Here is a 16374-nt window from a genome sequence, read left to right as displayed (position 1 = left end):
CGCAGCACATCAACTAAGGAGCTTGACCATGACTGACAAAACCGCACTTATCACTGGCGCGTCTTCCGGAATCGGCGCCGTCTATGCCGATCGACTGGCTCGTCGGGGCTTCGACCTGATCCTGGTGGCCCGCAACCAGAATCGACTGAGCGCGGTCGCAGAAAGGATCTCGACCGCCACCGGGCGCAACGTGCAAACCGTCAACGCTGATCTGGGCAGCAACGAGGGAGTGGCGCGAGTCGAAACCATTCTGGCCAATGGCGGCATCGACCTGCTGCTCAACAACGCCGGCTTCGGCGCGGTGACGCCGCTTGCGCAGAGCGATATTGGCGAGATGGTCAAGATGATCGACCTCAACGTCACAGCCCTGACTCGCCTGACCTATGCCGCCGCGCCCGTCTTCATCAAGCAAGGTGGCGGCACCATCATCAACATCGCTTCCATCGCAGCCATCGGCCCGGAAATCCTGAACGGCGTGTACGGCGGCACCAAGGCGTATGTCCTGGCGCTTACGCAATCCCTGCATCATGAATTGGCAGCCAAGGGCTTGCGCATTCAGGCCGTATTGCCAGGCGCCACCGCGACTGAATTCTGGGACGTGGCAGGACTGCCGCACAGCAACCTTCCGGGCGAGATCGTCATGCGCACGGAGGACATGGTCGATGCCGCTCTGACCGGCCTTGATATCGGGGAGGTCGTGACCATTCCCCCACTGCAAGACGGCGCGGATTGGCACAACTTCGAAGCCGCTCGCAAGCAACTTTCCAGCCGCTTTGGTCACTCGTCGCCGGGCGCACGTTACTTGGTCAAGTGATTCCGCCTCGCTGCAGAACCCGGTGCGCGCGCTCCCATTTCTTCGTCTGGCGCACGGACTGACCGCCAGATGGTGGCGGCTGGCCGAGGGGGATCGATTCGTTCACTAGCTGCCCATCCCGGTCTCGCCGTGACCTACTCTCTTCGGTTTCTGGGAGAAGACCATTACGGGCCGCTCGATCTGTATTGCGTTTGTCGCGGGTTCGGCACTGGTGCAGATGCTGCCGTCCCTGCCCGATACTTTCGTGCTATGGCTCGTGGCCGCGGGGGGCGCCGCTTCATGTTTCGTATGGGCGCGCGCGGGCAACCGTTCCTGCCGTGTACTTGCGTCCCTCGGGCTAGGGCTTTCGGCCGGACTGATCAATGCGACGCTGCAAGCGCAGCAACGGTTGGACGATGGGCTTGCCGACGCGCATCAGGATCAGGTGTCGCGGCTGGTGTTGCGCGTGGCCGCATTGCCCGATGGCGACGCGAAGCGTCAGCGCTTCCTGGCCGAGGTTATGCCGCCCGCTCGTCCCGGCATTCCCTCGCACGTCCAGGTCACCTGGCAGGCTGGCGCGGGGTCCAGCCAGGCCGTGCCGCAGGTACTGCCCGGGCAAGTGTGGCGGATGGCGCTGGTGCTGCGGCGGCCGCATGGGTTGCTCAACCCCGCGGGGCCGGACGTGGAGGGGCGCATGTTTGCCAACGGCATCCGCGCCACGGGAACCGTGCGCGGGCAGCCCGTCCTGCTGGACGACCGGCCGTGGGCCACGCCCGGCATTGCCATCGAACGTGCCCGGCATCTCGTGCGCGAGGGCATGCGCGCGGCGTTGGGCGAGCATCGCTACGCGCCGGTGCTGATTGCGTTGGCGATTGGGGATCAGGCCGGCGTGGCGCGCGACGACTGGCGGATCTTCAATCGCAGCGGCATCACGCATCTGGTGTCGATCAGCGGCATGCACGTGACATCGATTGCCGGTATTGCTGGCTTGCTGGCGTCTTCGCTCTGGCGGCGCGTGCGGTGGCGGGGCGTGGGCCTTGCCGAGCGGATGCCTGCGCGCGTTGCCGGCGGGGCGGTAGCGGCGGTGGTTGCGTTGCTGTATTGCCTCTTGGCGGGCTGGGGCGTGCCCGCACGCCGCACGTTTTTCATGCTGCTGGTGGTGTTGGGGGCGGCGTTGTCGCGGCTGCCCTTGTCGGGTGATCGGGTCCTGGCCTGCGCGGCGGCCGCCGTGGTGGCGCTGGACCCATGGGCGCCGATGTCTGCGGGCTTCTGGTTGTCGTTCGGCGCGGTGGCGGTGCTGTTGCGCATCGCGGCCGCGCCGATCGATGTGGATGCCAACTGGCGCGCGCGATGCGCGGCCCGGCTGCGGCAGGCCGTGCACGTGCAGCTAATGGTCACAGTAGGACTGATGCCGCTGCTGGCCTTTCTGGTGCATCAGGTGTCGCTGGGTTCGCCGTTTGCCAATGCCGTCGCCATTCCGTCGGTGACATTCATCGTGACGCCGCTGGCGTTGCTGTGCGCGGCGCTGTCGTCCGTGCCCGGCGCCGAGGCGCTGGCGGCGTTGGCCGGGCTAGCCGGGCTGGCCGCGTTTGACCTGACCATGACGCCGGTTGCGTGGGTCGGCAATGCACGCTGGTCGAGCGTGCCGGTTGCCGCGGCCGGCTGGCCCTGGCTGCTGCTGGCGGTGGCGGGCATGATCTGGGCGCTGCAGGCGAAGGGTTGGCCTGGTCGGCACCTTGGGTGGTTCTGCATGCTGCCGTTGCTGTTCTGGCGGCCCGACAAGCCTGAGCCGGGCCATTGGCGCATGAGCGCGATGGACGTGGGGCAGGGCAGCGCCATCCTGGTGGAAACGGCGACTCGGTCGTTGCTGTTTGACGCGGGCCCGCGCAGCTACGGCGGCAGCGATGCGGGGGAACGGGTCGTCGCGCCTTTTCTGCAAGCGCGGGGAATCGGGCGGCTGGATGTGCTGGTGCTGTCGCATGCCGATATGGATCATGTCGGCGGCACGCGCGCGGTGCTGGGGGCGGTGCCGGTGGGGCGAAGTTATACCTCGTTCGATCTGCCCGCTTATCTACGGCGCGACGCAAGGTTGTGGCCCGACGTTGGCAATGCCGAACCGGTGTTGCCCGATACGATGGCGCGGTGCGAACGAGGGCTGGGATGGGAAGCGGACGGGGTGGTGTTCACCTTCCTGCATCCGGGGCCGTCAGAACGCAGCGCGAAGGCAGATGACCGCAATGCCGACAGTTGCGTGCTGCGCGTGGAGGGGGCAAGCCATACCCTGTTGCTGACAGGGGATGTCGGCGTGGCGCAGGAGCGAGACATGGTGGCGCAGGGGCTTGCCAGTGCCGATGTGGTGCTGGCGCCGCATCACGGGTCAGGGTCGTCGTCGGGGCATGACCTGGTGAATGCGACGCAGGCCGTCCATGCCGTTGCGCAGGCTGGGCACCTGAACCGGTTCCGCCACCCGGCACGGGCGGTGGAGCTGCGTTGGAGCCGGGCGGGCAGCAGCTTCTGGCGTAGCGACCGGGACGGCGCCGTGATGGCGGCGTCGCTGCCGGATGCGTTGGAAGTGTGGGGACAGCGCGAGCGTGCGAGACGGTATTGGCATGGTCGTTAGCCCCCCACGTCAGAACGCGTGGGCCGGGGGTTAGACCTTGCCGGCCGCCAACTCGTCAAACAGCCGATCCCCACCCATCTGCCCGCCCTTGAGCATCAGCTCAACGCCATCCGTCACCGGATCGTCGCTGCGTGCAACGCTGACGGTCACGCCGGGCGCCAGCACGCAGCGAAACGCCAATCCCCACAGTCCCAACGCAAGCGTTGCCTGGCTGGACGTGTCGCCACCGGCAATCCCAATGCGGTTCAGCCGGTGACCGGCCTGGGCGCTGGCGCGCACGATGTCGGCAACCAGCCTGGCGGTGGCGCGGGCGGTGGCGGTGGTCTGGTCTGCGTTGACGGCGCCGGCAGGCTTGTCGGTATGCACCAGCACGTTGCGGCCCTGGGCCAGCGTGGCGGCGGCCAATGCGACCTGTTGCGCGGCGTAGTCGTCATCCGCCAGCAGCCGTTCGACTTGCAGCGCTTGGCGCGTGTAGGTTTCGCACGCGGCGATCTGCCGGGCGGTGACGGGCGACAGGCTGCCCGCCACGACCAGCACCGGGCCACTGGCCGGGCTGAGTGGCGTCGCCGGTGCGGCCCCCGAGTGCCCCGCGGGCCGAGCGCGGGCCAGCGCCTGTTGCACGCTGCTGGGGCCGACGGCCAAGAGGGGGGCGCGGGAAGCGGCACGTTGAATCAAACGGCCGATGACGGGGAGCTGCGATTCGTCTATCAGATCCAGCAGCAGCGGACCGTCGGTGCTTCCGATGATCTGATCGATCCAGGCAGCGAGCGCGGCTGAGTGCGCGGCGGCGGCCTGGGCTGCACTCGTCCTCGCACCTGGTTCCAAGGCCGAAGGGTAGGCCGTGTGCGGCACCGAGCGGATGCCCGCCAAACCCTGCGCCTCCAGGTGCAATCGCAAATCCGCCTCGTGCATGGGTGTCACGGGATGCACGCTCATCACGGGATGGCGATCAATGCGGTGAACCTCCGGCGCGGAACCTGCGCGCGCAAAGAGGTTTCCAAAGCTGCAATACCGGCCGATGCTGGGCTGCCCACCCACGATCGGCACGATGGGATTCGCAAAATGCCGACGCAATTCGCGCACCGCCACCCCAATGCTGCCGACGTGCGGCGCGCTGTCAAAGGTGGAACAGCACTTGTAGTGCAGCACGCGCGCCCCGATGCTTGCCATGAATGCACCGACCGCCCGCAGCTCGTCCGTCATCTCCGCAGGCGCCATGCCGCGGGCGGCGCCCGCGATGCCGATGGCATCCAATGGCCCGGCACGTTCCAGTTGTGCGGAAGAAGGCACGCTCAGAAAAAGCAGGCTGCGCAGCCCGGCGCGAGCGACCTCGGCCAACGTGTCGGTGGCGCCGGTGAAGTCGTCGCCATACCAGCACACCTGCGGCGCGGTGCCGCCAATCATGCGCGGCTTCCAAAAAATTCCAGCGCGCGCTGCAGCTCGGGCGCGTTGCGGGCGTAGTCTTGCAGGGTCTGGTTGTCGCGCACGGCGTGCCAGGCCTGGCGGATGCTCTGCACGCCGGCGGCGGGCCCGTCGGGGTGGGCCAGGATGCCGCCGCCCGACATGAAGAGCAGGTCGTCGCTGCGCACCGCGGCCCAGGTGGCGGGCACGGTGCCGGCCCATTGACCGGACGAGAAGGCGGGCATGACGGCGTCGTCGATGCCTGGCGTCAGGGACGCCAGGCAGTCCCGGGCCGAGTCGACGACTTCGCTGTCTTCCTGCGAGAACTTGCCTTGCAGGCCGTGCACGTGCATGTGGTCCACGCCCGCCAGCCGCCACAGCGTCTGGTAGGCCTGAAAGCCGATGCCCAGCAGCGGGTGGCGCGACAGCGCGCCGAAGCCGTTGCGGTGGCCGTGCAGCGCCAGCGGCGTGCTGCGGCGCAAGGTCTGGATGGCCGAATAGCCGCACCAGTTCAGGCTGGCCATGACGCAGGTGCCGCCTTCGCGTTCGATCAGGTCGGCGTGGCGGCGCATTGCGTCGGTTTCGTCGGTGATGTTGAAGGCGACCATCACGTTGCGGCCGGTGCGTTCGCGGTGCGCACGCACCACGGCCATCACGGCGGCGACGCGTTGGGCGAGCGGGGCGTGGGACGGGTTGGCGCACACCTCGTCGTCCTTGATGAAGTCCACGCCGGCCGCGCAAAGCTGGGCCACCAGATGCGCGGTTTGCTCGGGCGAGAGGCCGACGTTGGGCTTGATGATGGTGCCGACCAGCGGACCCTTGTCCACGCCGGTCAGCGCGCGCGTGCCGGCAATGCCGACCTGCGGCAGGTCGAACTGGGCGCGGTAGTTGGCGGGCAGTTCCATGCTTTCGAGCCGCAAGCCGGTGACCTCGCCCAGGTCGTACAGATTGCCGCCGACGGTGGCCGCCAACGTGGGCAGGTTGGCGCCCACGTTGGCGACGGGAAATGCGATGCAAATCCGCGCGCGCTGGAATTTGCCGGGCATGCCGCCGGGCTGGCGCGCCAGATAGGCGTTGGGCAGGCTGGGCGCGTCGACGGTTTCCAGCGTTTCGATGGATTCGATGCGGGCGCGCGCGCGGGCGCGCAGCTCGTCGGTTTCGCCCTGAACGCGCGTGAAGGTGCCGCAGGACTGCTCGCCGGCCATGACTTCCGCGACCTTGGCGGGGTCGACGGGGGTTTCAATCAGGTAGGTGGCGGTAAACGATTGGGAATTCATGGTGGCGGTGTGCGGCAGGGGCGTATCAGAGGCGGCTCAGGTCGGGGAAGGCGCGGACGGGGTCCTTGCCGTCCCAGTTGACCGAGCTTTCGCGGATCAGGTCGAAGAGGCGGCCCTTGGGGCCGGCGACTTCGGAGAGCTCGATGACGGTGCCGGGGTGGTATTCGGTGTCGAAATAGATGAAGCGGCCCTTTTCGCCGACTTCGCCGCTCATCTTGGGCTTGAAGCCCTGCGCCAAGAGGCGCTCCAGATCGGCGTCGTAGCTTTCGGTCCAGTAGGCGACGTGTTGCAGACCGGTGCGGCCGGCCTGCAGGAAGTCGCGGTACATGGACGGCACGTCGTTGCGGGTCTGGATCAGTTCGACCTGCACGTAGCCGGAGTTGGCCAGCGCGACGGAATTGTGGGGCTCGTGCCGTTGGCCGTCGTATTCATAGTTCACGATCGGCACGCGGGGGTTGTAGTACCAGGGGCCAACGCCGAGCTTGGTGCTCCAGTAGTCCATGGCGGCTTCGATGTCGTGCACGACATAACCGAGTTGGCGGATCTCGCCCAGGAAACGACTCATGATGGATCTTTTTAAAAGGGGTGGCTGAGAGACGGGAAGGGCGCGGCCCGCGAGGGGCCGCGTCGCGTCACAGGAAACCGATGGAGAACCAGGGGAAGGCGGCCACGACGATCAGGCCGATCAGCAGCGCGCCGATGTAGCCCCAGATCGGGCGGATGCCTTCGTTGGGATCGACGCGGCTGATGGCGCAGGCGCCGTAGTAGCCGACACCGAAGGGCGGGGCGAACAGGCCAATGCCCATCGCAAAGATCACGACCATCGCGTAGTGGACCTCGTGCACGCCAGCTTGCACCGCGATTGGGAAGAGCAGGGGACCGAACAGCACGATGGCGGGGATGCCTTCCAGCACGCTGCCCAGGATGATGAAGGCCACGATGGACACCGCCAGGAAGCCGTAGCTGCCGCCGGGCATGCCCGCCATCAGCTTGGCCAGGTCGCCCGAGAAGCCCGACTGCGTCAGCGCCCACGCCATGGCGGTCGCGCAGCCCACGATCAGCATGATGGCGCCGGACAGCGACGCGGTCTCGATCAGCATGGGCTTGACACGCGCCCAGTCGAAGCAGCGGTAGATCAACAGGCCCACGACGGCGGAGTACACGATGCCGATGGTGGAGACCTCGGTGGCGGTCGCCACGCCTTCGACGACGGCGGCGCGGATCACGAAGGGCAGGGCCACGGCGGGCAGCGCGATCATGAAGAAGCGGCCGATCTCCTTGAAGGTGAAGCGCTGCACAAGGCTCAGGTCTTCCTTGCGGTAGCGCCACCAGACCACGGTGCACAGCGCCAGGCCGAGCACCACGGCGGGCAGCAGGCCGCCCGTGAACAGCGCGGCAATCGACACGCCCGTCACCGAACCGATGGTGATGAGCACGATGGACGGCGGAATCGTTTCGGTCTGCGCGCCGGTGGCCGACAGCAGGGCGACCAGGTCACCCGGCTTGGCGCCGCGCTTTTTCATTTCGGGGAACAGCACGGGCGCGATGGCCGCCATGTCGGCGATCTTGGAACCCGAGATGCCGGACACCAGGTACATGGCGCCGATCAGCACGTAGGACAGTCCGCCGCGCACGTGGCCGAGCAGGCTGGCCAGGAACTGGATCATGGCGCGCGCCATGCCCGTCATTTCGATGAGCGAACCCAGGAAGATGAAGAGCGGCACCGCCAGCAGCATCAGGTGCGACATCCCTTCGTCCAGCCGGCCCACCATGACGACCATCGGCGTGTTGGTGGTCAGCGCCAGGTACGAGAACGTGGCAAGCGCGAAGGAGAACGCGATCGGCACGCCCGAGAACACGGTGGCGGCGACGATGCCTACGAAGAAGATCACCAGGTTCAGCTTGCCCAGCCCTGAAAAGAGCGGCTGCGCCATCCAGAAGATGCCGACGACGGCGGCCACGCCGGCCAGCGCCATCGCGACCTGCGGCAGCGGCTGCGTGCGCAACAGGCGCAGCAGCGCGATGATGCCCATCAGCCCCATGCCGACCGGGATGGCGGCGGCGCGCCAGGCGTTGCTCAGCTCCAGCGCGGGGGTGATGATGAAATGCTCTTCGTGCGCATACTCGATGGCGGGCGCCAGGATCAGCACCAGAAAGGCCAGCGATGCCGCCAGCGCCGCCGTTTCCAGCTGCGCCCGGCGTGCCGGGCTGACGTTGTTCACCAGCGCCGTCATGCGCATGTGTTCGCCGCGCCGCAGGGCCACGACGGCGCCCAGCATGGACAGCCAGAGGAACAGGATGGAGGCAAGTTCATCGGACCAGACCAGCGGGCTATGGAACACGTAGCGCGACACCACGCCGGCAAACAGGACGATGATCTCGACCAGCACGATGGCTGCGGCAACGTGTTCGACCACGGTGCCCAGCACGGTGTCGAGCGCGCCGGCCGCCCGGCGCAGGGGATTGGCCGGCAGCGCGGGCGCCGCGGCGTGGGGAGCGGACAGGGAGGCCATGACGCGCGACCTCAGGCCAGCTTGCCGACGGACTGCTCCAGGAGGCCCCAGGCCTCATTGCCGAAGCGGCCCTGCCATTCCTTGTAGAAGCCCGCGGTGCGCAGTTGCTCGCGGAAGCTGTCGGCCGACGGCTGGTTGAACACCAGGCCCTTGGATTCCAGGTCGGACTGCACCGAGGCGTTGAGCTTCTTGATGTCTTCGCGCTGTGCCAGGCCCGCTTCATTGATGCCGCGCGCGACGACCGTCTTCAGGTCGGCGGGCAGGCCTTCCCACATGCGGCCGTTGGCGATGAACCAGTAGCCGTCCCAGATGTGCTTGGTCAGGGAGCAGTATTTCTGCACTTCGTACAGCTTGGCGACCTGGATGATCGGCAGCGGGTTTTCCTGCGCGTCCACCACCTTGGTCTGCAGCGACGAATAGACCTCGCTGAATTGCAGGCTGGCAGGCGCGGCGCCCAGGCCCTTGAACATGGAGATCGGCAGCGAGCTCACGGGCACGCGGATCTTCAGGCCGTCCATGTCGGCGGCGGTATTGACAGGGCCCTTGCTGCTGGTGGTCTGGCGAAAGCCGTTGTCCCACATCTTTTCAAAGGCATAGAGCTTGCGCTGCGCGATGGCCGCGCGCACGTGGGCGCCCAGCGCGCCGTCCATGGCATTCCAGACCTGGTCGTAGTCCTTGAACGCGAAGCCGACCGCGTTGATGGCGGCCACCGGCACCAGCGTGGCGATCACCAGGGCGGACGGCGTGAAGAAGTCGATGCCGCCGGAACGCACCTGGGCCAGCATGTCGGTGTCGCCGCCAAGCTGGTTGTTCGGGAAGATCTTGATGTCGACGCGGCCGTTGCTTTCCTTGAGGATGCGTTCGGCCGCTTCCTGCGCGCGGATGTTCAGCGGATGCGTCACCGGCAGGTTGTTGCCGTACTTGAGCGAGTAATCGGCGGCGCGGGCGATCAGCGGAAAGCCGGTGCCGGCGACGGCAAGGGCGGGGACCGCGCAAAGGCGGCGCAGGGCACTGCGGCGTGTAAGCAGCTTCATGGTTGTCTCCGTTGTCGTGCTTATGATGTTTTTTGATGTGCCACAAAACCGCCTAAGCCGTGCGGCAGAATGGACAATAGTGAATAGGCGGTATCATCGTCAAATCCTATTCATGATGGTTTTTGATGTGAGTAAATCCGCCTCCACCCGTGGACTTGCCCGCCTGGCCGATGTCGCCGCCCGCGCCGGCGTGTCCACCGCCACCGCCGACCGCGTGCTCAATCGCCGTCCCGGCGTGCGCCCGGCCACCGCGCAAAAGGTCTTCAAGGCGGCCATCGATCTGGACTATCTGCCGGACGAAGCCGCGTATGCGGCGGCCGCGCCCGAGCCCATGCGGCTGGTGTTCCTGCTGCCGCGCGGCAGCAACCGTTACTTGCGCATGCTGGGCGACACCGTCAACTTTGCGCACGAGCACTTTGCGCCGCTGAACGCCAAGTGCCACGTCGAATATGTGGAGAGCTTCAATCCGGATGCGCTGGCGCAGGCGCTGGCCAAGCATGGCAAGCGCGCCGACGGAATCGCATTCATGGCGCTGGAACATCCGGTGGTGCGCGAGGCCGTCAACGCGCTGGCGCAGCAGGGCGTGCCCACGGTGACGCTGATTTCCGACATCGCCAACAGCGCCCGCACGGCGTACGTGGGGTTGGACAACCGCGCGGCGGGGCGCACGGCCGGCTACTTGATCGCGCGCTTCATCGGCCTGCGCGCGGCGCACGTCGCGCTGATCGCGGGATCGCGGCACTACCGCGCCCATGAAGAGCGCGAAAGCGGATTTCTACAGCTGTATGCCGAGCAGTTCCAGGCGATGCAGGTGGTGGACCTGCGCGAGGGCTACGACGATGCGCAGCGCAACTACGAGCAGACGCGCCAGCTGCTGGAGCAGTATCCGCAGCTTGCCGGCATCTACAACATTGGCGGCGCATCGGACGGCGTGGCCCGGGCGTTGAAAGAGGCGGGGCTGCAGCACCGGGTGGTTTTTATCGGGCACGGGTTGACGCCCGACACGCGTGCGCTCCTGATCGACGGCACGATGGACGCCGTCATCACGCAAAGCCCCATGGAAGCGCTGATGAGCTGCGTGCGCATTTTCAGCAATTTGCGGGATAAACGCAGCGCGATGAACGGGGTGGAATTGGCGCGCAGCCAGGTGATATTCCGGGAAAACTTGCCGTAGGGGCTGCTGCGCGGGTCGGCGGGTGTCTCACGCGCCCCTGCATTTGCGCCGATCATCGAGTCGCGGGCGTATGATTTCGGCTATGGGCTCGCACCCAGTGCGGCAGCGGCGGGGCATGCCGCTGCCTACTTCAACGGAAGGTTCCTCTACAACGGTTGCCCGGCGCCCGCCGGACGACAGCCGGGAGGGCGCTGCGCCATGGACCACACAGCCGGCCGCCAGGAAGCTCCCGCCTCTTGCGAGGCGGGGTTTGCCATGCGCTTACCGGCGGGTAATCACGATTTCCATGTATTCGCTGGGCACCACCACCGCCGAATCGCCGGACCGGTTGAAGCGGTCGATCTGGGCCGTGATGTCGGCCGTCAGCGCCGTCTGCGCCGCGGGGTCCAGCGCGCCGAACGCCTTGAGCATCGGGCCGTAGTAGGTCTTGAAGACCTGCATCCAGTGCTCGGGCGAGCGGTAGCGGAACACGAAGTGACGTGGTTCGCACGTGATCGATGCGGCCTGCGGCCCGAACATTTCTTCGATGCGCGCCTTGGTGCCCCACAACGCGGGGGATTTGACGCCGGCGGGCGGGGGCAGGTGCTTGCCGATGGTCTTGAAGATCTGGCCGATGAAGCCGTCGGGCGTCCAGTTTGCGAGGCCGATCTTGCCGCCGTGCTTGCACACGCGCATCAGCTCGGCGGCGGCCTTGTCCTGGTCGGGCGTGAACATGACGCCGAAGGTCGACATCACGACATCGAACGACGCGTCCGGGAACGGCAGCGCCTCGGCGTCGGCCTCCTGGAATTCGACCTTCAGGCGCTCCGCTGCGGCGCGTTCGCGGCCGCGGCTCAGCAGCGCGGGCACGTAGTCGGTCGAGGTCACGTCGCACCAGCGGCGGGCGGCGGCCAGCGTCGCATTGCCGTTGCCGGCGGCGACGTCCAGCACTTTCTGGCCGGCGCGGACATCAAGGGCTTCGCAAAGCTGTTCTCCTACGATCTGCAGCGTGGTGCCGACGACGGCGTAGTCCCCGGAGGACCAGGTGCCTTGCTGGCGAGTCTTCAAGGCAGCCAGGTCGGGCTGTGCGGTGTCGCGCACGTCACTGGTGGCAAGGGAGGAAATGGACATGGTGAGTCTCCGTTAGTGCGTGGGGTGCGCGACGGCATCCGTGGCCAGCGCGCCGGGATGATGCAACCAGCGCCGCGACGATGTTCGCGTGCCGTGCGCCCCGGAAACAACGATAGGAACGGGACGTGGAGGCGGGCGTGGTAGCGGGCGTGGAATCCGGCGTGGATTCGTCCGGCGTGGATTCGTCCGGCGCGGGCATCCACGTGCACATGCTGGGGCCGATGCGCATCAGCCGGGGCGGCGCTCCGCTTGCGCTGCCGCCTTCGCGCAAGCTGCGGGCGCTGATCGCGTACCTGGCGCTGGCCCCGAACGCCGTCATGCGCTCGCACCTGTGCGAACTGCTGTGGGACATTCCGAACGATCCGCGCGGCGAACTGCGCTGGTGCCTGAGCAAGGCGCGGGGCCTGCTGGACGAGCCCGGCCGCCGCCGGGTCGAGACGATGCAGGACGCCGTGCGGCTGGACCTGTCCGACTGCCGCGTGGACGTCGTCGACATCGGGGCGGCCATGCAGGCGGGTATACGCACGGCCAGCCCGGAGCGTCTGCGCGCGCTTGCGGCCATGTTCGCGGGCGACTTCCTGGAAGGGTTGGAGATTGGCCGCAGCCCGTTCTTTCACAGCTGGCTGACCGCGCAGCGGCGGCGGCTGCGGGCCTGTCACACGGCCGTGTTGGCGCATCAGGCCGTTCTCCTGCCCGAGGGGTCGGAGGAACGGTTTGCCTGCCTGGACAAGTGGCTTGCGCTCTTGCCGTTCGATCCGCAAGCCCATGAACTGAAGCTGGACGCCTTGGGACTGCGCGGGCAATGGCGTGAAGGCGAGGAGCATCTGGCCGCGGCCGTGCGCGCCTTCGAGGCCGAGGGGCTGGATGGGCGGCCGCTGCGCGAAGCGTGGCGCGATGTGCGCGCCCGGCGGGCAGGCGGCGGCCCGTCATCGGTTCCAGCGTTGAGTCCGGCCCCGGCAGGCGCCGCAGCGCCGATGAAACCTGCCCCATTGCCGGAAGTGTTTGCGGCCCGGATAGCGCCGCAGGACGTGGCCGACACGGATTTGCCAACGCGTCCGGCCGACGCGCTGCCGTACCGGCGCGGCCGGGCATCGATCGCCGTCATGCCGTTCGTGGACCGGTCGGCGCAAGCGGGCGTCCGGGGCGGGCTGGCGGACGGGCTGGCCTTTGACGTCATCGCGCGGCTGGCAAAGCTGCGCAGCCTGTTCGTCATCGCGCAGGGCACCGTGTTTGCCCTGGACCAACGCAGCGTGGGACCGGAGGAGGCCGGGCGCACGCTCAACGTGGACTACGTGGTCAGCGGCTCGCTGCGGCGCCAAGGGCAGCGCCTGGCGGTGGACGTGCAGCTCGTCGAATCCCGCACCGCGCGTATCGTCTGGGCGGATGTGCTTGACCATCCGTTCGACGACGCCTTGCTGGCGCTGGATGAGATCGGCAACCGGATCGTGGCGTCGGTCGACATCGAGATCGAGGCCGCCGAGCGCAACCGCGCCATCCTGACGCCGCCCAATTCGCTGGACGCCTGGCAGGCGCATCATCGCGGCCTGTGGCATATGTACCGGTTCAATCGCGCCGACAACGAACAGGCCCGCCACTTCTTCGAGATGGCGGTGCGGCTGGACCCGACGTTCTCGCGCGCCTACGCGGGCTTGTCCTTCACGCATTGGCAGACGGCGTTCCAGCGCTGGGGCGAGCAGGAGGCGGCCATCGATCAGGCATTCGAGTCCGCCGGGCAAAGCCTGATCGCCGATGACCGGGATCCGGCGGCGCATTGGGCGATGGGGCGTGCGCTGTGGCTGCGCGGCAGCCAGGACCAGTCGGTGAGCGAGTTGCGGATCGCTGTCGACCTGAGTCCGAATTTCGCGCTGGCGCATTACACGCTGGGTTTTGTCGACTGCCAGATGGGCGACGCCGAAGCGGCCATCGGCGCCTCAGACCATTCGCGTCACCTCAGCCCCTTCGATCCGCTGCTCTTCGGCATGCTGGCCGTGCGTGCGCTGGCGTTGGTGCGGCTGGGCCGGATCGACGAGGCGGCGGGGTGGGCGGTCAAGGCGGCCGCCCGGCCCAACGCGCACGTGCACATCCTGGCAATTGCGGCGTGCTGCCTGGCGCTGGCCGGCAGGACGGACGAGGCGCTGGGATTTCTGCCGGCGATCCGCAAAGCGCAGCCGTCGTACCGCGTAGAAGACTTTCTGGCCTCGTTCCGGCTGGAGCCCGACACGCAGGCTCTTTTCCGCGAGGGCGCGCGGCGGATCGGTATCGGGTAACGCGGATCCCGCGTTCCGAATTCACCACGCCTCAAAAGATTCCCCTTGCTAAGTAACTGCCTAGGCAGCTAATATCCCGTTCATTGATTTCAACCGCGACGCACCAGACCCATCATGAGCAACGCAACGCCTTCCGTGCTGGACGAACTGTGCACCGGCGAACTGGGTTTCCTGGTGACCTCCGTGCGCAACGGCATTCTGGATGCGCTGGACCGCGAATTGGCCCCGCTGCAGATCACGGTTCAGCAGTACGTCGTGCTCAATTGCATCGTCAAGGGGTGGGGCCGCACACTCAGCGACTTCTGCCGCGTGCTGTCGTATGACTCGGGCGCGATGACCCGGCTGCTGGATCGGATCGTGGCCAAGGGCTTTATCCGCCGCGTCGAAAACGAAGCCGACCGCCGCAGCTCGCTGATCGAGCTGACCGAGCAGGGCAAGGCGGCGTTTCCGCAGGCGCGCCAGGCCACCGAAATCGCGTTTCGCCAGTTGCTGGATGGTTTTTCGGAAGCCGAAGCGCAGGTGCTGCACAAGCTGCTGTCTCGCATCCTGATCAACGCGCGGGCGGAGTAGGTCTTCCGCCGGCGATTTTTTTTATCCATTTATCTGCCTAGGCATAAACAGCCTGGGCATATTAAAAGCTCTCTCGACCATGCAGTCGCCCATCTCGTCTATCCATTGCCTCCCGCGCCTGTGGCGCAGTGCGGGCCTCGTCCTGGCTGCGTCTGTTTTGGCCGGATGTGCAAGCACGGGCGGTCTGCACACCCAATCGTCGATCGGCAGCGCGAACGGGCTGGCAGTCAGCGCATCTTTGCAAGGATCGCCCGTCTCGCCGGCCGCGTGGCCGACGCAGGCGTGGTGGGAGACCTTCGGCGACGCGCAGTTGAACCAGCTTGTGCAGGCTGCGCTGGCCGAACAGCCCAGCCTGCGGGCGGCGGCGGCGCGGGTGCGGCAGGCCGACGCGCTGGCCAGCGTCGCGGGGGCGCCGCTGTCGCCGCAAGGAAACTTGAGCGGCCGCGCGACGCGCCAGCGGTTCAGCGAGCACAGCACCACGCCGCAGCCGCTGGCCGGCGCGTGGGATTGGACAGCGGACCTGCAGGCGGGCGTGGGCTACGAGATCGATTTCTGGGGCAAGAACCGGGCGGCGCTGGACGCGGCGCTGCAACGCGCGCAGGCCGCCGAGGTGGACCTGCATGCCGCCGAGCTGATGCTCACGACCTCGCTGGTCCGCGCGTATCTGAAACTTGACGCTGCCTACCAGCTGCGCGATCTGGCCGAAGAGACGCTGCGCCAACGCGAGACCACGCTAACGTTGACGCAGCGCCGCGTCGACGCGCAGCTGGATTCACGTCTGGACATGACACAGGCCGAAGCCGCGCTGCCCGCCACGCGCGAGCGCATTGCCGCGTTGAACGAACAGATCGCGCTGACGCGCAATCAGGTCGCCGCCCTGGTGGGCCGGGGCCCCGATGCGGGCATTCAGCTGGGGCGGCCGGCGCTTCGCGGGCGTTTTGCCGAGGCGATCCCGACGACGGTGCCGGCGGAATTGATCGGCCGCCGGCCCGACGTGGTGGCGCAGCGCTGGCGCGCCGAAGCAGCCGGGGCCGAGATCAAGGCCGCTCGCGCGCAGTTCTATCCCAACGTCAGCCTGACCGCGTTTGCCGGCTTGCAGAGCCTGGGGCTATCGGACCTGCTGAACGCCGGCAGCCGCGTGTTGGGCATTGGCCCGGCGGTGTCGTTGCCGGTCTTTGACGGTGGCCGGCTGCGCGGCAACCTGGGCGCGCGCCAGGCGGAATACGACGCGGCGGTCGAACAATACAACGGCACGCTGGTCACGGCGCTGCATGACGTGGTGGACCAACTGGTGTCCCTGCGGTGGCAGGCTGAACGCTCGGCCCAGCAGCGCGAGGCGTTGCGCCTCACGCAGCAGGCCTACGACATGGCGTCCGCGCGCTACCGGAGCGGCGTGGGCAGCTACCTGCAGGTGCTGTCCGCCGAAGGTCAGGTGCTGCAGCAAAAGCAGTTGCTGATCGAACTGGACACGCGCAACCGCACGCTGCATCTGGAACTCATCCGCGCGTTGGGCGGCGGCTATCTGCCCGGCGCATCCGGGACGCCCGCGACCGCCGATCTCGGCGCTGTGACGCAAACCCGGTCATAAGCCGCCATCCCGCCCGATCATCCTTCT

General features: G+C 67.4%; 12 protein-coding genes. 6 read left to right on the top strand and 6 right to left on the bottom strand.

Translation table 11 applies throughout. The annotated features are described in order from the left end of the window. Positions 1 to 28: 28 nt before the first annotated feature. Complete coding sequence (locus tag QEP15_RS14810; protein WP_280147647.1) at positions 29 to 814, top strand: SDR family NAD(P)-dependent oxidoreductase; 786 nt, start codon at positions 29 to 31, stop codon at positions 812 to 814. A gap of 217 nt (positions 815 to 1031) precedes the next feature. Next, entirely contained in the window at positions 1032 to 3413 is a 2382-nt protein-coding gene (locus QEP15_RS14805) for a DNA internalization-related competence protein ComEC/Rec2 (RefSeq protein ID WP_280147646.1), read from the top strand. 30 nt (positions 3414 to 3443) lie between these two features. On the opposite strand, the gene QEP15_RS14800 is transcribed toward QEP15_RS14805, so the two are convergent. The 5 genes from QEP15_RS14800 to QEP15_RS14780 all read right to left on the bottom strand — a co-directional run bounded on the left by QEP15_RS14800 (position 3444) and on the right by QEP15_RS14780 (position 9638). Continuing rightward, positions 3444 to 4817, bottom strand: coding sequence for a four-carbon acid sugar kinase family protein (locus QEP15_RS14800; protein WP_280147645.1), 1374 nt, complete (start codon positions 4815 to 4817; stop codon positions 3444 to 3446). Continuing rightward, positions 4814 to 6091, bottom strand: coding sequence for a ribulose-bisphosphate carboxylase large subunit family protein (locus QEP15_RS14795; protein ID WP_279988954.1), 1278 nt, complete (start codon positions 6089 to 6091; stop codon positions 4814 to 4816). The genes QEP15_RS14800 and QEP15_RS14795 overlap by 4 nt, the downstream gene beginning before the upstream one ends. Before the next feature lie 25 nt (positions 6092 to 6116). After that, entirely contained in the window at positions 6117 to 6656 is a 540-nt protein-coding gene (locus QEP15_RS14790; protein ID WP_056318999.1) for a VOC family protein, read from the bottom strand. 67 nt (positions 6657 to 6723) lie between these two features. Beyond that, the gene (locus tag QEP15_RS14785) at positions 6724 to 8604 is read right to left on the bottom strand and encodes a TRAP transporter large permease (protein WP_062840771.1); all 1881 of its coding nucleotides are present in this window, start codon (positions 8602 to 8604) and stop codon (positions 6724 to 6726) included. 11 nt (positions 8605 to 8615) lie between these two features. After that, a complete protein-coding gene (locus QEP15_RS14780; protein ID WP_062840772.1) occupies positions 8616 to 9638 on the bottom strand; it encodes a TRAP transporter substrate-binding protein in 1023 nt (340 codons plus the stop codon). A 112-nt stretch (positions 9639 to 9750) separates the two neighbouring features. Between QEP15_RS14780 and QEP15_RS14775 the strand changes: the two genes are divergently transcribed. Next, positions 9751 to 10812 carry a LacI family DNA-binding transcriptional regulator gene (locus QEP15_RS14775; protein WP_262761131.1) on the top strand — a complete coding sequence of 354 codons (1062 nt, stop codon included), beginning with the start codon at positions 9751 to 9753 and terminating at the stop codon, positions 10810 to 10812. Between the two features lie 261 nt (positions 10813 to 11073). Here QEP15_RS14775 and QEP15_RS14770 read toward each other — a convergent pair whose 3' ends face one another. Next, positions 11074 to 11922 carry a class I SAM-dependent methyltransferase gene (locus QEP15_RS14770; protein ID WP_280147644.1) on the bottom strand — a complete coding sequence of 283 codons (849 nt, stop codon included), beginning with the start codon at positions 11920 to 11922 and terminating at the stop codon, positions 11074 to 11076. A gap of 125 nt (positions 11923 to 12047) precedes the next feature. On the opposite strand from QEP15_RS14770, the gene QEP15_RS14765 reads away from it, so the two are divergent. From QEP15_RS14765 to QEP15_RS14755, 3 genes are all read left to right on the top strand, one after another. Further along, the gene (locus QEP15_RS14765) at positions 12048 to 14189 is read left to right on the top strand and encodes a transcriptional regulator (RefSeq protein ID WP_280147643.1); all 2142 of its coding nucleotides are present in this window, start codon (positions 12048 to 12050) and stop codon (positions 14187 to 14189) included. Positions 14190 to 14303: 114 nt separating this feature from the next. Then, positions 14304 to 14759, top strand: a complete 456-nt coding sequence (locus tag QEP15_RS14760; protein ID WP_063955708.1) for a MarR family winged helix-turn-helix transcriptional regulator — start codon at positions 14304 to 14306, stop codon at positions 14757 to 14759. A gap of 79 nt (positions 14760 to 14838) precedes the next feature. After that, complete coding sequence (locus tag QEP15_RS14755; protein WP_280147642.1) at positions 14839 to 16347, top strand: efflux transporter outer membrane subunit; 1509 nt, start codon at positions 14839 to 14841, stop codon at positions 16345 to 16347. Positions 16348 to 16374: the final 27 nt, after the last annotated feature.

It is taken from the genome of Achromobacter mucicolens, assembly GCF_029866465.1.
Lineage (GTDB): Bacteria > Pseudomonadota > Gammaproteobacteria > Burkholderiales > Burkholderiaceae_B > Achromobacter > Achromobacter mucicolens.
This window is presented reverse-complemented; position numbering and strand designations above follow the sequence as displayed.